A 21,872-nucleotide genomic window follows, 5' to 3' on the forward strand; every position below is an offset into this window, starting at 1 on the left:
GTGTAAGAAATTTTGCATACTTATCTACTACGTTATGACCATAATACTCAATGCTACTGAATATACTTAACCATACTGAGCCAAGTATAATTTGCATACACTAACTGATTGCTAAAACCTTAACTCAAAAGTTTAGCTGATTGTCATTCCTATGTTTTGATTGTTGTCTAATTTGTTGAAGAGCTAACCAGATAAATGGAGGAATTGTTGTGAAATAGCGCATAAACAAGCGCCTAGGCTCTTGAATGAGTCGATATAACCATTCTAACCCCATATTGCGGATCCACCTTGGGGCATACTTTTTCAGCCCCGCATACACAGGGAAAACGCCCCCGACGCCAATCATTACAGATTCAATAAGAGTGCCATAAGATTCCATCCAACATTCCTGCTTGGGACATCCCAAGGATATAAATGTGATGCCAGCTCCACTGCTATTGATTCTCGAAATAATCTTAGAATTTTCCACATCGCTTAAAGGGCGAAATGGAGGAGATTCTGTCCCAGCAACCTTAAGAGATGGAAAATCTCTTGTAAGTTTAGCCGTCACCATATCTAAAACTTTTTGGGTCGATCCTAGAAGATAAATCGAAATTTCATCTTCCATACATTTTTGGCAGATTGCCAAAAAAATATCCATCCCAGCGACCCTGTCTTGCTCTACGATACCTAATTTTTTCATCATCCAGACTATTGGCATACCATCTGGAGTAACCAAATCAGCTTTATCCAAAGCACACCTCAGCTGCCTATTACAGCGCGCTTCAATGAGCATATGAACGTTTGCCACACAAACAATCCTACTTGAGCGCTGCTTCGCCCACTCTAACATCGTTGCGATCTGATCTCGAAAAACAAGTGCTGTAACGGGTATACCCGTTACGTGAACCTTATGTGGTTGCGTTGAACACCCTACGCTTGCAGAAGCCATAACCTTTGCCCATCAAATGAAAAATAGCTTTTATAAGAATCTAGTCTTACAAAAAACAAAAAAATCTTTACGAGCTACGCCGTACTAAATTGAACACTATACAATCCCAAGAGCCTATCCCCCATAAACCCTTTACCTGAAACAAACTCTACGAAAGTCAAAACAACTTCGGGTGTAGTTGCAATATATAGATCAATTCTCATAAGGCTCTCAACAGCCCACTAAATTATCTCGCGCCGATTTTTAACACAATACTAATATCGAAGTAACCTCGCTTGAAAACCTAGAAAAACACTTACCTATTACTCCGGCAGTATAAGTTCTGAACAACAATCCAGTTCCTGCAAGGATTTCTGGCTGTAAAATACACACTCAATGACTGCCGGGGTAATAAATAGTAAAACTCTATCAATCAATGAAAACCGTATTACAGAACACCTATACTCCATAAAGTTCAAAGAATATAGGATCGAGAAAACTATGCTAGTTTTGCACAGCTCTCAACTATATGATTCCGCAGAGCAAGTTGAAGAGAATGCCTTTGCCTATACATCTCAACACTTGCATATATTAAAGAAGGCTCTATATGGGTTTCTGGGAGGTCTGAATCAAGAAACGCTTAAAACCCTTTTCATACAAGGGTTTTAGCCTGGGAGGCGCAGGACCTCTGAACCATGCTTTGGGTAAGGCTTACAGGCCATTGCATTAGTCCACCTCCCTGAAACAGCTATTGAGCCTTAAAGAAATGCAAAATTCAAGCTTTAGTATGGGAACTACGATTTCCATAGAAGAATTTGCTCAATTCTATAAATACTGAAAAAAACGCTATCGAATGAAGGTGTCGCTATTTGTCTTACATATACTCAAACATGTGAATAAGTAAAACAACACCATAAGACGGCATATTTACTTAAACCTTACATTCACCAGTAGATCATCTAAGTGATTTCCACACAGTTGGCATCTTAAACTAATTTCAGCAAATTGGCGCAATTCTTACACAGCAAGGAACCAAAGACTATGTATCACAAGATACTTTTTTTAGAAACGAAGAGCTAAACGCACCAAATTTCAATGGTTTTAAGAGGAATTTTCGAAACAAGCTTGATTTATATGAAGCTTAAATCATCAACTTTATTATTCCTTTAAAGATAAAGTCAGCTGCATGACACATGGAGCTGAAAGAGTCAAACACATATGGTTTAAAACTAACTAATATGCAGTCGAGTTTTCTTGAGTTATTGACAAGCCGTTAAGAAAATTAGAAAGTTCGACTCATCAAGAGAAAGTTGGTTCGTGATATTAAGGGAAAGATAGAGGACAAGCATCGAGATGTTCTTATTTGAGGCGTAGCTGCCCATTGCAAGGATTTACAAAAAATCAGATAGCTAAGATGCGGTTTCTAAGCTTTCCGAGCTTCCCACGGACCCACGGACATAGGTCTACCTTTGCCTGTTAGAAATCACAGTAACTAAATCGTTGTGTTTCAGTAATGGCAACCGTTTTGGAGGATTCTTATCGATTTAGTTGTTTAAGAGTAGCAACTTGGGCAAGCATGAAGAGACTTACACCTCATCAGAGGATATTGGTAGAGACACTATTTCTCTTATTTCCTCTTTAGTCTTTTTGGGGATCAACTTAAAGCGGAACGTTGTCCCAGGGACAGAATACTCTGCGAGAAGGGCAAAGCCCTACAGAATTCAGGAATCAGAATTCAGTGCATTACTGGCTCCTGGCTCCTGACTCCCACCCAGTCAGGATTTCCCAGCTTAAATTGATACTCATCTTTTTAAAAGTCATTATCAGTTTTCTAGTAATTTCATCCCATCATTTGGTGATAAAACTCCCTAACATACTTGGTATTACTAAGTTTTTTCGGAGGCTGTTAGCTCAAGGGAATATCTTCCAAAGGCAGCCAAATGGTCGGTATTATCCGTTTGATGGCCTTCTCTAAGCACCGTAAATTCAATGGCTACCTGCTTGAACACTCTATTGGCAAATTAGATTTGAACCCGAATGTGATTAAGTCATATCCCAATTATCGAAGGCTTTATGACTGCAAAGCAATCCTTTCCTAATTCTGACCAGAGTATTATTAAAGGATTCATGAAGTAAGTTCATATTTTCCCTAACGTACAAATTACTAGTTAGAAAAGTCACTTGAATTTACCATTCACCAAGACTTTCCAGGTTTTCGCCCTGCTGAGATGTATTCTTTTATACATATACCTGAAAGGTGTAGTATGTGGGGATTTTGTCTATCAAAAAATTTCCAGAGCAGAAATTTTCATTCTCAGATCTTAGAAACATCAGAGGAAACTTGTATCTGAAATATGAGGTTTACGTAAACACATTCCCTTACATCTTGCTTTCCATAACCGTGTGTTCAAAGCTACACGTGTAGCTGGCCTTGTCAGCGCAATTTGCTTATTACTATTTACTCAGTCAGATAGTTGTAGCTGTAGATAATTTGAAGGGAGGTAGTAAGTATCTTCTTAAGTTCTAAGTTCACCGTCTGATTCCACTGATTATTAAACTGATCATTTCGTTTCAGTAGTTGACTGTTTTTATATTTTTAATATTCACAGGGGGCAATTTGGGACTCGCATTGCATTCTCTCTGAGATCTACCGTAGTAGATGGGGGACATGTTAATCGAAGCACCAAATAAGTAAGCTGCTAATTGCACTCATTCCATAAAGCCTGAACAATCGTTTGCACTATAACCATGCAAAGTTTTTCCGAAATATTACAAGGCACAGACACGTTTGCTGCTGATACCAATTCTCTACTTGGACAAGGTGAAACGGGGAGCAGTTCTTCCTTGTCGCCAAGTCAATCGTCAGGGCAAAACCTTCTTTTTGTTGATTCTGCAGTCGAAGATTATCAAGACCTTGTTGCGGCTGCAACTGCAGATATTGATGTTTTTATTCTTGATAGTACACAGGATGGGATCGCCCAGATCTCGTCTATTTTGGCTAGTGGCAGCTACTCAAACATCGCGAGTCTGCATGTTGTTTCCCATGGCACTAGCAATACGATTCAGTTTGGTGCAAACTCAGTCAACTCAGATAACATCAGCACCTATCAAGATGCGCTAACTGGCTGGGGTGCTTACTTGTCAGCGGATGCCGATATCCTTCTATACGGATGTAATATTGCGCAAGATCCGTCTGATCAAGCTTTCATTAAAACTTTGAGTCAGTTTACAGGTGCAGATGTTGCCGCCTCTAGCGACATTACAGGAAATGGCTTTGTTGGTGGTGATTGGGACCTTGAACTTAGCACAGGTGAGATTGAAACAGCACTACCATTCCAACAAGCTGCCCTTGATAATTTCACCAGTACGCTATTACCCAATGGCTTTCAGAATGAATTAGTAGTTGATGATTTAGTTCAGCCAGTTGCCCTAGAAACCCTGCCTAATGGCAATATGTTGGTTGCCTTCCGAGAAGGAGAAATTCTTACCTTTGACCCCAGTTCCCTCAACCCAGTTGTCTCAAACTATCTGACTGTTACCAACACCTTTAAGGCTAAAGAAACTGGGTTGATGGATATCAGGTTCGACGCAACAGATGGCTACCTATACACATACTACTCAAGCGCACTTACAGATAAGGCTACAATTTCCCGCTGGGATACAAATAATGTCAACCCAACTGAGGAAATTATTTGGGAAGATGTGAATATCTTGGATGGCGCGGTGTTTCATATCGGTGGCTCCATTGATTTTGGACCGGATGGTAAGATCTGGCTCACCATTGGAGATAAATTTAAACAAAACACATCACCCGATTTAGATAAACATAATGGCAAGATAGTTCGAATTAACAAGGATGGAACTATTCCTGACGGATTGGATGGATCAATAGCCAACCCTTATGCCATTGACAATGACCCCACTACCCTCCCAGACATTTGGGCCTCAGGGTTAAGAAATCCCTTCCGATCAAGTTGGGATATTGAAAGTGGCCGTTTCTTCATTGGAGATGTAGGTGGTAATGACAATACCGGAACAGATGCATCTTGGGAAGAATTAAATGTCGCTACCCTGAATACTGCTGGAGCCAGCTATGGTTGGCCAACCTATGAGGGGCCAGCTCAACCTAGTGATCCGACGCCTCCTGCAAACTATATTGATCCTTTCTTTAGCTGGCAACATAACGAATCGGGTGCCGCTATTATTGGTGGCTTAGTTTATCGAGGGACCCTCTTCCCTGAACAGTATCAAGGAGCTTACTTCTTCTCAGACTTCGTCGATGAAACCATTGAGTATCTGACCTTTGATCAAAGTGGCGATATCATTGGCGGCGATACAGTGCCCAATGATGCTAATGGCGGTGGTTCTGGTGGTAATATTCTGTTTGAGGAAAATGCGGGGGCAATTACTGATTTTTCAGTAGGTGCCGATGGGGCCTTATATTATTTAGACATTAATAGCCGTTCAGCCGGAGGCGGTGGTCAAGTTAGACGAATTAATTACCTAGGAGGTGGCGGTGGTAATCTTCCTCCTGCAATATCCGATTTCTCAGTGTCTTCAACAAGTGGGGCTCCTGGTTTAGTCGTAGATTTTTCAGTAACTGCGGCTGCTCCTAATGGAGATACTCTTACTTATCAGTGGGATTTGGATGGCAATCCGAATACAGGATCTAGCTTTGCTGGTATTGCTGGTCTTTGGGAAGACGTAACTACAGTTGGTTCAACAACCTATACTTATGCCAATGCTGGTACTTATTTACCTGTTGTCGTAGTTACAGACGGTGAACTGTCTGATCGCTCTGACGATCTCTTCCCAACTACGATTCAGGTTGGCTCTGGGCCGACTGTTAGCATTGTAACTCCTGCTAACGGCATCACAGTTAGAGCAGGAGAAGTCGTAAATCTTGAGGCCGTTGCCACCGATGCAGAAGATGGCACGCTTACTGGTGCTAGTTTAGTTTGGGATACCGTCCTATTCCATAATGATCATAATCATCCTGATCCTGCGGCATATACAGGAACTAATCCGTCGCTTCAGATTGAAAGTTCTGGGCACGATTATTTTGGTGACGTCAACCTCACTATTATCGTTACCGCAACTGATTCGGATGGGTTAACGGCTACTGATTCTATTACGATCTTCCCTGATGAGAGTTTGTCAACGTTTAGCTCTTTTGTTGTTGATACCGGTGCAAGTTTGCCTGGCAACGATAATCCTGTGAAGCTAGATGGCCTGCCTCTGGGAGCCGATCCCTTTGTGTATGACAACGTCATTGGTTTCCAAAATCAGCTCGAAGCAGAAACAACCATCATCAGAGAAGGGGCACGGTACGAATTTATTAACTGGTCAGATGGAATCACTGCTTCCATTCGAGATTACTTCATTCCTGAAACAGATACTACGCTTACGGCTAATTACTCCCTTGCAAATTATCTACCAGCTGCATTAGATGATAATGGTTTCAGCATTGATGAGAACTCAACCGATAATGTTCTCAATGTATTAGCCAACGATACCGATCAAGATGTCACGGATAATTTATTGATTACTGGGTTAGGGGATTCACAAATACAGACACTTACGACTGCCAATGGAGGAACAGCAGTTGTTGATGCGGTTAACAACACAGTTCTGTATACCCCGGCTGCTGGATTTATAGGGATAGATACCTTTACATACACTATTCAAGACAATAAAGGTGATACTGACACTGCAACTGCTAGCGTGCAAGTCGGTGATATTATCTTTGACGGTTTGGTGCTCAACCTGGATGCAGATCAAGGTGTTGTTACCACCAGTGGTGGTACCGTCACTGCTTGGGATGATGTGAATGTAACATCTAGTTCCAGTCTTGGTCTGACAGCGTCAGGCAACCCCACCCTGGCAACGGGTGTGTTGAATGGACACAATGTCATTCAGTTTGATACTAATGGCGATAAGCTTGAAACCATTTTGGATGCGACCAGTGGTCTTCCCTCTGGGGATAGCGAACGCACTGTGATTATGGTGGCCAAGTATAACGAGACGGGGTACGGTGGCTTTGCGTATGGCCAGACAAATCAGAACAAAGCCTTCGGGTTAGGGGTAGATGCTGAAGGAGAGTTGTTGGTAGAGGCTTGGGGTGGTGCGTCAATGCCAACAACGACGCCAGGCACAGGTCAGGGTTGGCTAGTGCAGTCTGCCGTTGTAGCTAACAATCCTAGTGGCAACTTTAAAGAGGTTGTTACTCATTACAGTAATGGTCAGCTCATTGATACTCAAGCGCGCAACTTCAATACTGTTTTGGAAAAACTAGTAGTTGGTTCTAACTTCAATGGCAACAATTCCATTGATATGGAAGTTGCAAGAATTATGGTCTTTGAGCGGGCGCTGACCGAGGCAGAACGTCAACAGATAGAATCCTTTTTGCAACAAGAGTATGGGATTTAATCTGTTAAGTTGAATAAGGAGCTGATAACTGATAAATATCAGTTCCTTACTCAGTAGTTTTTGAGTGATTAATCAATACAGTTAGGTTGTATGGATGAGTTTAGAAAAAAAAGCTGTTCGTGGAGTTATCTGGTCTTTCGTAGACAAATGGGGAGGCAAACTTTCTTCTAGTCTGATTTTTTTATTACTGGCTAGGCTTTTAGGCCCGGAGGCATTTGGCCTAACGGCGCTCGCCAGTTTATATATGGCATTTCTGAGCGTATTTATTGGTCAAGGGTTGACTCAAGCTCTAGTTCAAAGAGAAAATTTAGAGCCAGAGCATCTGGATACCGCTTTTTGGATGAACTTTAGCGTTGCTGTTATTTTAACTACAATCAGTATCTTTGCAGCTGATACTATAGCTTCAATATTTCAGGAACCTCAATTAACTCCTATTATTCAATTTTTATCCCTCAACTTTTTACTGGAAGGGTTGCGAGGGGTCCAATTTTCAATACTTAGCCGTAATCTTGCGTTTAAAGAGCTTGCTATGCGTTCTCTACTTGCCACATTGACTGGTGGCATTGTAGGTCTAAGTATGGCCTTCTTAGGATTCGGAGTATGGAGTCTTGTAGCTCAGCAGCTATCCAATCATTTTGTTAATGTTCTAGTATTATGGCAGGTCAGTGATTGGCGTCCAAGTTTTCATTTTTCAAAGCGACATTTCTTGGAGTTACTGCCTTTTTCCTTAAATGTTCTGGGTTTCAATATTCTGAAGTTTTTCAATCAAAGATCAGATGATTTCTTGATTGGTATGTTCTTAGGTCCAGTTCAGTTAGGATACTACACGGTTGCCTACCGTTTGTTACGAATATTGGTGGATATTCTTACTAATGTAACTTCATCGGTTGCTATGCCGACATTTTCCCGTTTACAGAAAGATAGAAAGAGAGTTTTGAAAGCTTTTTATCGGGTGACACAAGTAACTAGTTTTTTCTCTTTTCCTACATTTGTAGGAGTAGGTGTTTTAGCTCCTAACCTTGTTCCAGTTCTGTTTGGTGAGAAATGGATATCCAGTATCCCTGTTATGCAGGCACTGATCTTAGTTGGCTTACTTCAGTCAGTATCTTATTTCAATGGGGTCATTATGGTAGCAACGGGGAAAGCAGACTGGAGGCTTTGGATTAGTTGTCTTAATGTTTTACTTAATATTCTTGGTTTTTTGATCGCTGTAAAATGGGGGATTGTTGCAGTAGCGTTATCATTTGCAGCGACAAATTATTTGACTTTTCCTGTCAGTATTTGGGCGATTCGACAACTGATAGCTTTGAACTTTAAAGATTATATTTACCAATTTATACCTTTTATACTAGGTGCAATTATCATGGGATCGGTGATATACGGATTAGATAACTTCATTTTAGGTTCAGCAAGCGAGATTCTTACGATTATCGTGTGTCCCTGTTTTGGAATTGCTGTTTACTTGCTAAGTATACTTCTCATAGATTCAGATGTGTTTTTCCAAATTTATAAGCTGGTAAAATTAGTTAGGTGATAATCATGGATTTTGTCAGAACAAGAAAGAAAAACTTGGCAATTAGTTGGATTATTGTTCTCGCAGTCATCTCTTTTATCTCCACTTTTATCTTCAAGAGTATATTGACTGCAGAGATTAATTTAGAGGGGAAATTTCATCAAATACCAATATCCTTAAATAATTATGACTTACATGATTTAGGTGTTGTTGATCTAAATGGTGATGATCTGATTGATATTTTTACAACTAACCATAGTGCTTTACAAAGTATCTTAATAAATGAATCGACTGGGAAATTTTCTGACAGGCTAATTGAAGAGAATTTACAGCAAGACTCTGTTTTTCCTGGTTTAGAGATTTCAGCTAAAGCAGTTAAAATTGATTCTCCTGGCATATATTTTTACAGAGAGAAGAACTTTCGACTAAGCTCTCAAAGCCCTGATAACCATTTAGTGATAAAAACTCATCGTATTAATCGAGAAAGTTTACCTATCAGAGGTACATTAAGTCTTTCTTCTGCAGTCACACTGAAAAAAAATAAGAACTTTAAAATAGATATTGATGAAAGTAAATTAAGTTCAGGTGGTATTCAGACGAAAATTTTTTTTGATGTTTTAGGTAATGGAGAATTAGTGCTTGAATCTTTGACGGCAATACCTGTTGAAGTCAACATGAATCCTCAGATTCCGCTTGATTTGATTTATATAGGTTCCAGTAAATTGACCCCTTCAACGCCAAATTTTAAACTCTCTTGGAAAGATAGGCATGGGATGGCGTGGGCTGACTATGATAGTGATTCTAATCTTGATGTCTATATATCTAGAGGTGGTTTAAAGGGTAAGATAGTGGAAGCTCCTGAACTTTATAGTGCTCCGTTTTTTAACGATGAGTTACTTAGAGGTGAAACTGACGGATTCTCAGATCAAGCTTTGCAGGCTGGAGTGTATAAAAAAGCCTGTCCAGGTAGACAAACTAGTTGGGTTGATTTTGATGGTGACGGTAAGCTGGATTTATATACAGTTTGTGGTAGAGGTAGTCCACCAGCTGAGACAAGCCCAAACCAGCTATACCATCAAACTGATAATCAGCAATTTGTTGATGTAGCTCATGATGTAGGCTTAGATTTTCCTGAGACAGGTATTTTTGTCTGGCTTGATGTTGATAATAACAATACCCTAGATTTCTTTTGGGTGTCTAAGTCGAGTTTTCAACTATTTCTAAATAGTGATGGGCACCTTAAACCACAACCTAAAATCTCTAACAAAAATGGCTTTCCTAATTCATTGTCAATTTATGATTTTGATTCAGATGGTCTTCTAGATATTTTGGTGATTTCTGGACCTGGGTGCAGCCTACTAAAAAATCAGGGTGAAGGGATTTATAAGAGTATTAGACTCTCTTCTTTGGGATTGCCTAATCGTGTCCTTGAAGCGACTTGGGTTGATTATAACAATGATGGGCTTATCGATTTGCATACTATACCCAATGGGCTATATCAACAACAACAGGACCATACGTTCAAACCGACAAATATTCTTGAAGTGAAGACACACTTATCGAAGTTAGTTGGAGCTCAAAGTACCTGGTTTGATTTTGATAACGATGGTTCAAGAGATTTGCTTATGTTCTTGAAATATCGACCATTTTGGCTTCGTCTATTAGATAAATTACCGGGCTTTGATATACCTAATCCTAGATCTACCAATGTTAAGCTTTACAAAAATCTTACCCATAACAATAATTGGCTACAAATCAAACTGCTCGGCAAAAATGGTAACAAACAAGCTGTTGGAGCAGCTGTAATTATTGAGTCATCCGATGGTACTAAACAGTTACATCAAGTTGGTGAGTCTGAAGGCTCTCATTATTCTCAGGGGCACTACCGCTTATATATTGGCTTAGGTAAACAGGAAAGGGTGAATTCGGTAAAAGTATTTTGGCCTGATGGTCAAACTAAGGATATAGATACTGTACCAATTAATCACCTACTACATATTGAGCAAACAGCCTGATGGTCAATAGATCTTTCACATTGCTTAATCAATTAGGTAATCAGTGATTGTTTTGGCATAGCATCTGCTCATTCTTTAGATGATAGGAAGTTGATATTGTTTATTTTTCATGTTTCATTACTTTACTGTTGCTTTATGTTCTAAGCTGAAAAAAGTTTATCTGTAAGAGTATTGATCGTTTAGTTGAGTGACTTACTCATTTACTATGAATTCTCAGACTTTATTTCCTCAAGAAAGACCTCTTGTTGAATCAATTACCCGGAACAATATTTTAAGGTGGGCAAGACGCACCTATAATGCAGATTGCCATACATATTTTCCCAAACAACGCTCGTTTCAGCTATCTAGGTTATTATTCTCTGCAGTTCCAAATCTTAACAAGCCTCTATTTATTATTGGAGCGCCTCGCTCAGGGACTACGTTTTTAGGAAAATGCATAGCAAACCTTCCCGAAATTTCATATCACTTTGAACCAATTGCCACTAAAGCAGCAGCCAGATACGTCTACGATAAACTTTGGACTCATCGACAGGCAAAGTGGTTTTATCAGAGTGTTTACTCATGGTTACTACGTATTCATTTTGATGGAGATTTACAGTTTGCCGAGAAGACGCCTCGTAACTGTTTCTTAGTACCTTTCTTATCTAAAGCTTTTCCTGATGCACAATTTATTCATATTATTCGGGATGGTAGAGATGTTGCATTGTCATTAAGCAAAAAGCCTTGGTTTTTAGCTTCACAGGCTGGATCTGGTAAGTATGAGCCGGGTGGATATCCATATGGTCCTTATGCACAGTTTTGGGTCGCTCCCGAAAAACACGAAGAATTTGAGACTACGACCGATCTGCATCGTTGTTCTTGGGTTTGGAATAGCTTTACAAAGACTGCATTGGAGAAGACTCGACAGCTACCCAATGATTCATATCTTGAACTTAGATATGAATCATTAGCTCATAATCCTATGCATGAAGCTAGACGTATTCTAGAATTTCTAGATATCGTAAACTCTGATTCAAATGATGCTTTCAATAAAACCATTCGCTCTGCAAACCCTACATTGATTGGCCAATGGAAAAGAGAGTTTTCAGAGAAAGATCTTGAAAAAGTTTACAGTGAGGCAGGTCCATTGCTGAATTTATTGAACTATACAGAAGTTCAATAAATCTTCAACTTCATCAATGTATATTAGTCTAGAAAATTATCAGAAATTTTAAGACTAAGCTTCTTATTAAGGATGGTTTTAGCAACTTGAAGTTTTCCAAGTTGCTAAAAAATTGAAAGTTTTTTATTTTGATACTCGGATTTTATGAGCACTCTGAAATCGTTATTTATTCCTCGGGGTTCGACAGAAAATAATCCCTATCAAAGGCAATTAGCAGATAGTCTTGAAGAGCTTGGTGTTGATATTGACTACCTATCTCACCAATCGTTTTTCCTATTGAAGGTTTTTCGAATTCAAAAACCTCATGTTTTACATTTTCATTGGTTACATTCTTTTATTGTCAAGTCCAACTTTATCAAATCGTTCACCTCATCTTTACTGTTCATTTCTCAAATATTTATTCTACGATTATTCGGCTCCAAAATTGTTTGGACAGTTCATAATTTAAAGAATCACGACAATTTGTACATAAATCTAGACAAAAAGGTTACTTCTCTATTTGCCAAGTTATCTCATAGAATCATTGCTCACTGTGATGCTGCGAAGAAAGAGATTATAAGAGAATTTGGATTGCACGATGATAATAAAGTTTGTGTGATTCCTCACGGGAACTATATTTCAAGTTACGAAAATATAGTTGGAAAAACCGATAGTAGAAAATATCTTGGCTTAGAAGATAAGGACACAGTTTTCCTCTTTCTCGGCCTTATTCGTCCTTATAAAGGAGTTTTAGAGTTAATAGAATCCTTTAAACTGATTAATGACAACAGGGTGAAGCTTTTAATAGTAGGAAAAGTTTGGGGTGATGATTTAGCTTTTTACAAGTCGGTTGAAGAAGGATGTAATTCTGATCCCAGAATTAGTTTTATTCCTGGTTTTGTACCGAACGATAGACTTCAAGTATATTTCAATGCTTCTGACGTTGTTGTCTTTCCTTATCAAAATATTCTTACATCGGGAGCTGTTTTGTTAGCGATGTCATTTGGCAAAGCCTGCATTGCTCCCAGATTAGGTTGCATAGCCGAGGCTTTGGATGATGTTGGTTCATTCCTTTACGATGTCTCTGATGCCCATGGTTTACAGAAGTCGATACAGCTAGCTATTCAGGAAAAGGAGGATTTATCTTCTATGGGTATTCATAATTTAGAATTATCTAATCAATATAACTGGCCCAGAATTAGTAAAATAACTTTAGATGTTTATAATTTATGTATTGAAAAAAGCTGAATTGAATAGGTATTAAAAATAGGCTAGATAAGCTTGTACTTCTAAATATAATAAATCCATATAAGTAAAGCTAATCTAAGACTAGGCTGTCTAAACTTATGGTTGAAAATATCTTGCTTTTAGCTTTATAGGCTACATTTTTGCCTGGAGATTATTGAGAAACTTGTAACTACTTATGAAGCAATATGCAAACTTACATAATTACTTATCCTAAAGATTTTAGTGAGCCTGGTGGAGGAACAAAAAGCTTTTTACAGATTTGTCAATATCTGAAAAAATTAGATATTGAGGTCATTGCAGTTCCCGTTTCTACATCTTCAGATGGCAACAGTCCTGATAAATCACTTACAGTAAAGCCTGCTCATCCAAGTAGCGTTCACTTTTTGCTTAATGGATTTCAAATTTCTAAAGTTGTCAGGAAAATTATCGCTGAAAGGAAGGTTGATGCAGTTCTGAGCTGGGAATATGAAGCTGCATTTATGGTTGATTTTCTAAAGTCAAAGAATATTGTTTTCGGCATAATTGCAGCGTATCCATCCTATCAAGTTCGGATTAATAGAGAGAAATCTATCAATCCGACTAAGAGAATTTCAAATTATTGGTTTCGTTGGCGACCATTGCAGTCAGCTGATGTAGTTTTTGTATCGTCGTACTTTACTCAGAATGAGTTAGTTAATCTGATTCGAGTTCAACCAGAGCGAGTAGTTTTGATCCGCAGGGGTATTGATCCTGTATTCTCACAAATAAAGAGATCTCAGTCTGGACATGCTTCTAATTTCATCTTCTATGGCTCTCTGGCACCGATTAAAGGTATTTTTGATGTTATAAAGGCTTTAGGTCATCTGCTTGATAAAGGATATCGAGATTGGCATCTTAAGATCGCTGGATGGGGTGATGAAGAGCTACTAAGACAAGCGATATCTGAGCACAATTGCGACAACAACGTTACGTATTTAGGAAGTTTATCGCGAGATAAGTTGTTACGAGAGCTTGAATGGGCTGGATTAGCAATTTTACCATCTAGGGCAGAATCATTTGGACGTTCTATTGCTGAGGCCCAGGCTGCTGGACTGCCGGTTATATCTTATGAATCTGGTTCAGTTCCTGAGATTGTTAAAGATGGAATAACAGGGTTTCTTGCACCTACTGGTAGATTTGACCTGCTTGCTGATGCTATTCTTAAGGCAATAAAGGAGCCCGAAGATTTATCAAAAATGGGACTTCTGGGTCAAGAGCGTGTCATGCAGTCATTTTCCTGGGAAAAAACTGCATTGGCTATTCATCAAGGTATTCAAGCAGTAAAGGGCAGCAAAGTTGTTTAGTCACTCTTACTAAAGGAGTGAAAGGATCGATTAAGGGTAAGAATTATGAGCATAGTCAAAAGCCTTCTGAATACTATTCTTCCTAAAGGGTTAAAAGGAAAAATCTATAAGAAGTTCTATATTAAATTGTTGCGTCCTTTTGTTTACCGAGGGAACAGCGTTTATTGCCCAGTTTGCAATGGAAATTTTCGAGAATTTATGCCAGCGGGCCCGGAGTCGATAAGGCGAACTGGTGCCGAATGCCCAAAGTGTACATGCAAGGAGAGACATCGCCTATTTTGGTTATATCTTCAGAATCAAACTTCGTTCTTCTCTAAAAAAGCGAAAGTTTTACATTTTGCTCCTGAGCCTTTTTTTCAAGCTAAATTTCTGAATATGAAGAATTTGGATTATGTTAGTGCTGATTTGTTTTCTTCATTAGCTATGTTAAAAGTAGACATCACTGATATCCCGTTTAAAGATGATCAATTTGATGTTGTTTTTTGTAGTCACGTTTTAGAACATGTGCCTGAGGATCGTAAAGCTATGTCAGAACTTTATCGAGTTCTAAAACCTGGTGGTTGGGCGATTTTACAAGTTCCAATCGATACAAACTTAGAAGGAACTTTAGAGGATCCCAATATAACTACACCCGAGGAGCGTATTCATTTCTATTGGAATGAAGAACACGTAAGGTTATATGGGTGTGACTACAAAGATAGACTAAGTGAAGCAGGATTTCAAGTAACTGTGGATCCATACGTCAAAACCTTAGATGAGAAAAGTGTAAAAAGCTATGGGTTACTGCGAAAAGAAGATATATTTCTGTGCATGAAACCTAACTTGTAACTTTTTTTGTAATATGAAGGCCGTATCAATGCTATTATGTTCTAAAGTTTTGGGGAAGTTGCTAAATATAATTCTTGTTATCTCTTGAGGCGAATTACTTCCATTTATATTCTTAGAGCTTGTCTGGTTGATAATGTATTTGAAGGTTAATAGAAAAGTATCTACAGATTAAGTACAGCTCTGAATTACCTGTATGCTTATCCACAACTTTTAATCATATTAAGTGGTTTATCCAACTTACTTAGTTTTCCGTTTATTGTCGGTTTTAATTATATTTTGAATCTTCTTATCTATTAAATAGATAAAAGTTAGATAGGTATTTTATTATTCCAATAAACCTTAGAGTATTCGCTCTGTTAAAGTTAGCTAGCTTTCATAAGTATTGTGTCTATGCGAATTGCAATTTTACGTAGAGCACCACAAATAGCATTCAGCATGGACGTATATGCTGACGAGCTGATTAGTGGACTGAGAACTGTCCGGCCAGATTGGGAAATCCTTGAGATTAGCCCTAGACCTTGGTGGAGTGGCCATCAAAGTTATTGGAAGTCAGGTATAGGAATAAGAAAATATTACGAGCGATTTTGGAATCATCCACGAGATATTGTTTATCATGTAAAGGCTGATGTTTTTCATATCATTGATCACACTGATGGACATATCGGTTACTGGTTGAAGAAATCAAATAAACGCTTTGTAGTTACATGCCATGATTTAGTTCAGTTTGTTTATCCAGAAATTCTGAATGATCAATCACGTTTTCCTAGATTAAGCATGGCTGCTTGGAAATATTCGGTAGGTGGAATGCATGAAGCTGATAGTATTATTGCTGTTTCGAATAACACTAAAAATGACATTATTAATAACTTAAATATTTCCCCAGATAAAGTTGGAGTTATTCCAAATGCAGTTAGCTCAGAGTTTAATCCATATTCATCTTGTGAGAAAGATAATGCCAGAACTGAACATATATCATCTAAGGATATCTGCTTGTTGAATGTAGGCTCGACTCATCAACGAAAAAACGTACTGGCAATACTACAAACTATTAAAAAACTCTTAGAGAAAGGGATTCCAGTTCGGTTGTGGAGGTTGGGAGGAAGATTTACATCATCTCAAAAACAGTTCATAGAGGATAATGCATTAAAAGATTTTATTCTTGATTTAGGTACGCCAAGTCGTTCTGAGTTGGTAGATATTTATAATGCTGCGGATATGTTGCTTGCTCCTTCTTTGTATGAAGGATTTGGTCTCACAGTGTTAGAAGCTATGGCATGTGGCTTACCGGTAATTACTTCAAATGTCTCATCTTTGCCAGAGGTTTGTGGTGAAGCTGCTGTGCTAGTTGATCCGTTGGATGTTGATCAGATAGTAGATGCTGTTATTAACTTAAAGTCAGATTTCCATTATTACAAGTCTTTTGTGAGTAAAGGCATCGAGAGAAGTAAGTCTTTTAATTGGTTAAAAACAGCAGAGAAGGTGGCTCAGGTATATGGAAGTGTTTTATCTAAATAATGCTTAGGTAGTCTAGATTTCTTCTAATCTTTCAGTTTGACTCTCCATAATTACTAATTCATGTATAAATCTCCAGGAATTTTTATTGTTAGTTCAGGCCGATCGGGCACCACATTGCTTGTATCAATTTTGAATGCAACCAAACAAATCTTTATTCCTTATGAAAGTGATTTTGTTGCGCGAGCATTTTCTCTATATGCTCAGAAAAAGGCTTTCAGCAAAAGTGATTATTTAGATTTGGTGGATATCTTTTATCGGTCTTCTCAACCTCAGGGATGGGGAATGAATAAAGATTTCCTTTGTGACTACCTATGCAAGTATAGACCTCAAAACTTTTCTGCTGTTCATTCCCGAATTTGTCAGGCGTATCATGAACAGCACGGAACAACTAACTTAATTTGGGGAATTAAGGCACCTGTACTAATCGCAAGTTTAGACAGAATTAAGCGTATTCATCCCTCTAGTAAAATTCTACATATTGTTCGAGATGGTCGAGATGTTTACTTGTCTTATAAAAAAGTTCATAGAAAAAACTCGATTAAGTTCGGCCCCAAAAATTTACTGGAAAATGCGCTTTACTGGGTAGATGGATTACGACGAATAGAAGATTATGGAGAGAGTGATAAAGTTTATGAGTTGAAATATGAAACTATATTACAGAATCCCGATGTTGAGCTCAAACGACTCTGTAGCTTTTTGGGTGTTAAATATAGTTCATACATTCACGAAAAGTTTCAATCATTTGAAAAAAATCGTGCTCTGGTTCCTGAAAAGCTTTCAGAAGCACTACATGAAAAGGTTCACTCAGGGATTGATGCGACTAATTCCAAAAAGTATAAAGGACAGATGTCTGTCTTTCATAGATTTGTCTTTGAGGTATTAGCCTCCCCATACTTAGAGAAATATGACTATGAAATAGAATTTCCTTGGCTCGGTTCATCTCTCTTCTATCTACCAAGATTTCTTTTATATAAAACAGCAAGATTAATCAATGATTGGCGTTATGCTCGTCGTGATCTTAAGACTGCTTTGAAATCTGAATAGCTGTAAGCTCATCTCATAGTTTTGATACTTAGTTGCTGAAAATTTTAAAAAATAAGACTGGTTATGAATTCAAGTGCGGACAGAGCTTCAACAAAAATAATTCGAAGACTCAACCAGCTTCTGAAACTCTTGCCCTTGTCTGGAAAATCCAAGTATTTCGTTAAAAATTTATTCAAGAAGATTATAGATTACTCTGAGTTAAAATTTCTTCTTTTGACAAGAAAAGCACCTCTGGAAATCTGCTTTGAAAATATAGAAGGTCTAACCGATTTTAACTTTTGCATACCTCTAAGAAGCGATAAAAAAGGCATCTCTGCTTTTATAAGAGCTAAAAATGAAGAAGATAAAATTCATAAGTGTTTAATGTCAATTATCGATGTTTTTGATGAGATAGTCCTTGTAGATAACAATAGTAATGATAATACTATTCACTTAGCTTACAGGTTTAAGGAAAAGTATGACTCAGATAATAAGCTAAAGATATTTAGTTATCCATTTGAAATGGCGAGATTTGGTTCTGAGTACAAGGAAGTTCCTGAAAACTCGATTCGCAATTTTACATATTTTTCGAACTATGCGATATCTCTTTGTACTCACCGATTTGTTTGTAAATGGGATGCTGATATGCTTTTTAAGCAAAGTAAATTATCCGAGTTTAGAGATTTTTATCAGAAGGTTGATAATGCAAACTCAGACGGTGTTTGGAATTTGTATGGTCAAACTGTCTACAGAGACTCATTTGATAATTTTTGGCTTTCTCAGAAAGAAGTCTATTATGAGCCAAGGTTTTTTTCTCTAAGCTATTTTAATATTTATAAAAAAGGAAAATATTTTGAGATACTTGAGTCACCTTACTTAAATCTAGATTTCGATGTACTGTGGCGGAATAGAGATGTTGCAAGACCATTTGTTATGCGCAAAAGTTTTTCTCGACCTATGTTTTATGAATTAAAGTTTTTTAGCAGTGATGAGTTTTCCCATTGGACACCTAGCGAGTCATCACATACTCCTCGCAAGAGAAAGGAACTAGAAACATTTCAGTTGATTGCAACTGGGAATATTCAAAGTAGTGCTTTGCATTCTCCTATACCAGAATCTTTATTATTTGTTGATTCATAAGCTCTTAGATTCGAGTTTTTCGTTATGTAGTTTTTCTGTCAAGGATTTTGCCTCAGAAAGTAAAAATCGAATAAAATTTTTGATTTTTAAAGCCTTACATACCTTATCGAAAGGTATCCCTCTGAAGTAATTACTTATTCATCATAATGCGTTGTTTAACAAGGAACTGAGAAATGAGCGATGTATTTAATCTAGCAGTAATTTTTACACATCCAACACAGCATCATGGTCCACTGTGGAGGAAGTTGAGTGAGCAATCGGGCTTGCGCGTAAAAGTATTTTATCTTTCTAATGAGAACCAAGTCGGTGGAGATGCCTTACTTGGAAAAGATTCGCAGTCCTGGGATGTTGATTTGTTGAGTGGTTATGAATATGCTTATTTGAAAGATTTTTTTGGAAACACTCCTTTTGAGCAAAAGAAGACTTTCATTAGTCCAGAATTGCTTAAGCAGCTAACTCGCCAAAACTTTGATGCTGTTTTCATGCAGAGTTTTGTAAACTACTCTTATCGACTGACGGCTCTGTTATGTAAGCTGCGAAATATTCCACTTATTATGCAGAATGATGCCAGTATAATGTCTGACGCCCGCTACGGTCGGTTTCGATTAATTGTTATGGCTTTACTATATCCATGGATGAATAACCTGGCAGATTACTGGTTATCTTGTGGTGATCACAATGAGGTTCACTTACGACATTATGGTGTACCCGATGATAGGATCATTCGAGGATGTCATCCTGTTGATGGAGATCGTTTCAGACAAACTATTGCCGCTTTTCCCGACGAAATCTCACGTATACGAGAGGAGTTAACCTGGGATGATGACACCATTCTCTATGGCTTTATGGGTAAATATATTGCTCGTAAAAACCCTTTTGAATTTATTGATGCAATTTCTAAAGCTCATCAACGGGATTCGCGAGTGCGCGGCATATTATTTGGTGGTGGAGAGTTAGAAGAGGCTATTAACAAACGTGTAGCTGAGTTAGATGGTGAAGTGGTGAATTATGGCTTCGTAAATCAATCTAAAATTCCTCTTTATTTCGCTGCATTAGATGTTTTTGTCGTTACTTCGTTCATTGACCCTCACCCTCTAGTGGTTTCAGAAGCAATGGTGTCGGGGACACCACCAATTCTGAGCGATCGCTGCGGTAACTGGGGCTACAACGATACTGTACGTCATCGGTATAACGGTCTAGTTTACCCTTGTGGAAAAGTTGATATTCTGAGTGAAGCTATTCTTGAGATGACTGATAACGAGTTAAGAAGCCAGTATAGAGATCGCTCTAAAGAGATATTCAGTGAACAGGATCTATATTGTGAAGTTGATGCTTTTCTTGAGGTTATCGAACGAATTAAATCCAAAGGTAGTGACGCAGCTTCCCAGCTTTCACTTTCTAAAGCATCGTTAGAATCCATTGAGCGCGTTCCTGTGAATACTCCCTGATAAGCCTAATCTCAAATGAAGCTAGTGAACTATGAAAGTACTCATATCTGCTTATTCCTGTGAACCTGGCAGAGGATCAGAACGAGGGGTTGGTTGGAATGTTGCTTGCGAAGCAGCCAAGCGCCACGAAGTTTGGGTTCTTACCCGGCCGGATGAAAGCAAAGAAGCCATTGAGGCTGAATTATTAGCAAGACCCATTCCTAATTTTCATTTTGTTTACTGTACTTTGCCTTTTTGGCAAGATAGTATGCGCTTCGGTCAATCTGGAGCTATGCAGATTCATTATTATCTATGGCAAATTCAAGCTTATTTTGTGGCTCGACGCTTGCATCAAGATATTAAATTCGATGTTATTCACCATGTGACCTTTGTAAAATATTCTGCCCCTAGTTTACTTTCTCTAATACCTACTCCTTTTGTCTGGGGGCCTGTGGGTGGTGGCGAATCGGCCCCTTCCAAATTTTGGAAAGACTTTTCTTTGCGTGCTCGATTGTATGAATTAGCGAGGAATTTTGTTCGTAACGTTGGACAGCGTGATCCTCTTGTTACTTTAACTGTCCATAATAGTACTATCGTTCGTGCTACTACTGACGATACTGCTAAGAGGCTTTATTACATGGGAGCCTCTCAAGTACATGTTGTTCCAGAGGTTGGCTTATTAGATGAGGAGATCTCAGTTCTTAATAACTTCCCGTCGCCATCATCTCAACCTATCCGATTCATTAGCATGGGGCGTTTGCTCCACTGGAAGGGATTTCATTTGGGGATTCAAGCGTTTGCTAAGGCTAATTTGCCTGATGCAGAATATTGGTTAGTTGGTAATGGACCGGAATTAGACAATTTGCAGTACCTTGCGCAAGATTGTGGCGTTGCAAATCAGATTAAGTTCTGGGGACGTTTATCCCGCGAAGATACTTTGGAAAATTTAGGAAAGAGTCATGTTCTAGTTCACCCTAGTTTGCATGATTCTGGTGGATGGGTATGTATTGAGGCCATGGCATCTGGTCGTCCTGTAATTTGTCTAGACCTAGGTGGTCCTGCTGTTCAGGTTACGGAGCAGGCTGGATTTAAGATACCTGCGCATAAACCTGAACAAACAGTTGATGATATAGCACTAGCCATGCGAAAGCTTGCCTATGCTCCCGATTTGCGGGTCCGGATGGGACAAGTCGGCAAGAAAATTGTTGATGAAAACTTCAGTTGGAAAGTTGTAGGTAAACGCCTAGATAACACTTATCAAAACGCGGTAAGTCTACACGGTAAAGCCTAAATCTTAGTAACCGACCTCAAAGGATTCAGGGCTAATAAGAAACTTATCGTTAACATCAAAGTCTGAACTC

The 21,872-nt window shown here is 38.5% G+C and carries 13 protein-coding genes; 12 read left to right on the forward strand and 1 reads right to left on the reverse strand.

Annotated elements, in window-relative coordinates; genetic code table 11:
* Positions 1-124 precede the first annotated feature (124 nt).
* Positions 125-733 (reverse strand): WecB/TagA/CpsF family glycosyltransferase, encoded by a 609-nt coding sequence (locus IXB50_RS17815; RefSeq protein ID WP_215610345.1) that lies wholly within the window; start codon positions 731-733, stop codon positions 125-127.
* 2,925 nt (positions 734-3,658) lie between these two features.
* On the opposite strand from IXB50_RS17815, the gene IXB50_RS17820 reads away from it, so the two are divergent.
* The 12 genes from IXB50_RS17820 to IXB50_RS17875 all read left to right on the forward strand — a co-directional run bounded on the left by IXB50_RS17820 (position 3,659) and on the right by IXB50_RS17875 (position 21,802).
* Positions 3,659-7,339, forward strand: coding sequence for a DUF4347 domain-containing protein (locus tag IXB50_RS17820; protein ID WP_215610346.1), 3,681 nt, complete (start codon positions 3,659-3,661; stop codon positions 7,337-7,339).
* Between the two features lie 94 nt (positions 7,340-7,433).
* Entirely contained in the window at positions 7,434-8,873 is a 1,440-nt protein-coding gene (locus tag IXB50_RS17825; RefSeq protein WP_215610347.1) for a lipopolysaccharide biosynthesis protein, read from the forward strand.
* Between the two features lie 5 nt (positions 8,874-8,878).
* On the forward strand, positions 8,879-10,867 hold the full coding sequence (locus tag IXB50_RS17830) for a CRTAC1 family protein (protein ID WP_215610348.1): 1,989 nt from the start codon (positions 8,879-8,881) through the stop codon (positions 10,865-10,867).
* Positions 10,868-11,072: 205 nt separating this feature from the next.
* The gene (locus IXB50_RS17835) at positions 11,073-12,029 is read left to right on the forward strand and encodes a sulfotransferase family protein (protein WP_215610349.1); all 957 of its coding nucleotides are present in this window, start codon (positions 11,073-11,075) and stop codon (positions 12,027-12,029) included.
* A 144-nt stretch (positions 12,030-12,173) separates the two neighbouring features.
* Positions 12,174-13,256 carry a glycosyltransferase family 4 protein gene (locus tag IXB50_RS17840; RefSeq protein ID WP_215610350.1) on the forward strand — a complete coding sequence of 361 codons (1,083 nt, stop codon included), beginning with the start codon at positions 12,174-12,176 and terminating at the stop codon, positions 13,254-13,256.
* Between the two features lie 185 nt (positions 13,257-13,441).
* Positions 13,442-14,578 carry a glycosyltransferase family 4 protein gene (locus tag IXB50_RS17845; protein WP_215610351.1) on the forward strand — a complete coding sequence of 379 codons (1,137 nt, stop codon included), beginning with the start codon at positions 13,442-13,444 and terminating at the stop codon, positions 14,576-14,578.
* Between the two features lie 45 nt (positions 14,579-14,623).
* The gene (locus IXB50_RS17850) at positions 14,624-15,406 is read left to right on the forward strand and encodes a class I SAM-dependent methyltransferase (RefSeq protein ID WP_215610352.1); all 783 of its coding nucleotides are present in this window, start codon (positions 14,624-14,626) and stop codon (positions 15,404-15,406) included.
* 390 nt (positions 15,407-15,796) lie between these two features.
* Positions 15,797-16,921: a glycosyltransferase family 4 protein gene (locus IXB50_RS17855; RefSeq protein ID WP_215610353.1), complete on the forward strand. Its 1,125-nt coding sequence runs from the start codon at positions 15,797-15,799 to the stop codon at positions 16,919-16,921.
* A 60-nt stretch (positions 16,922-16,981) separates the two neighbouring features.
* Positions 16,982-17,965: a sulfotransferase family protein gene (locus IXB50_RS17860; RefSeq protein WP_215610354.1), complete on the forward strand. Its 984-nt coding sequence runs from the start codon at positions 16,982-16,984 to the stop codon at positions 17,963-17,965.
* 63 nt (positions 17,966-18,028) lie between these two features.
* Positions 18,029-19,084: a glycosyltransferase gene (locus IXB50_RS17865; protein ID WP_215610355.1), complete on the forward strand. Its 1,056-nt coding sequence runs from the start codon at positions 18,029-18,031 to the stop codon at positions 19,082-19,084.
* A gap of 173 nt (positions 19,085-19,257) precedes the next feature.
* On the forward strand, positions 19,258-20,532 hold the full coding sequence (locus IXB50_RS17870) for a glycosyltransferase family 4 protein (RefSeq protein ID WP_215610356.1): 1,275 nt from the start codon (positions 19,258-19,260) through the stop codon (positions 20,530-20,532).
* A 31-nt stretch (positions 20,533-20,563) separates the two neighbouring features.
* Positions 20,564-21,802, forward strand: a complete 1,239-nt coding sequence (locus IXB50_RS17875; RefSeq protein ID WP_215610357.1) for a glycosyltransferase family 4 protein — start codon at positions 20,564-20,566, stop codon at positions 21,800-21,802.
* The last annotated feature ends 70 nt before the right edge of the window (positions 21,803-21,872 follow it).

It is taken from the genome of Leptothoe spongobia TAU-MAC 1115 (assembly GCF_018739885.1).
Taxonomy (GTDB): domain Bacteria; phylum Cyanobacteriota; class Cyanobacteriia; order Phormidesmidales; family Phormidesmidaceae; genus Leptothoe; species Leptothoe spongobia.

Coding starts and splice junctions, on each gene's coding strand:
- IXB50_RS17850 (WP_215610352.1), top strand. CDS start 14,624: ATGAGCATAGTCAAAAGCCTTCTGAATACTATTCTTCCTAAAGGGTTA.
- IXB50_RS17820 (WP_215610346.1), top strand. CDS start 3,659: ATGCAAAGTTTTTCCGAAATATTACAAGGCACAGACACGTTTGCTGCT.
- IXB50_RS17830 (WP_215610348.1), top strand. CDS start 8,879: ATGGATTTTGTCAGAACAAGAAAGAAAAACTTGGCAATTAGTTGGATT.
- IXB50_RS17855 (WP_215610353.1), top strand. CDS start 15,797: ATGCGAATTGCAATTTTACGTAGAGCACCACAAATAGCATTCAGCATG.
- IXB50_RS17845 (WP_215610351.1), top strand. CDS start 13,442: ATGCAAACTTACATAATTACTTATCCTAAAGATTTTAGTGAGCCTGGT.
- IXB50_RS17875 (WP_215610357.1), top strand. CDS start 20,564: ATGAAAGTACTCATATCTGCTTATTCCTGTGAACCTGGCAGAGGATCA.
- IXB50_RS17825 (WP_215610347.1), top strand. CDS start 7,434: ATGAGTTTAGAAAAAAAAGCTGTTCGTGGAGTTATCTGGTCTTTCGTA.
- IXB50_RS17865 (WP_215610355.1), top strand. CDS start 18,029: ATGAATTCAAGTGCGGACAGAGCTTCAACAAAAATAATTCGAAGACTC.
- IXB50_RS17840 (WP_215610350.1), top strand. CDS start 12,174: ATGAGCACTCTGAAATCGTTATTTATTCCTCGGGGTTCGACAGAAAAT.
- IXB50_RS17835 (WP_215610349.1), top strand. CDS start 11,073: ATGAATTCTCAGACTTTATTTCCTCAAGAAAGACCTCTTGTTGAATCA.
- IXB50_RS17870 (WP_215610356.1), top strand. CDS start 19,258: ATGAGCGATGTATTTAATCTAGCAGTAATTTTTACACATCCAACACAG.
- IXB50_RS17860 (WP_215610354.1), top strand. CDS start 16,982: ATGTATAAATCTCCAGGAATTTTTATTGTTAGTTCAGGCCGATCGGGC.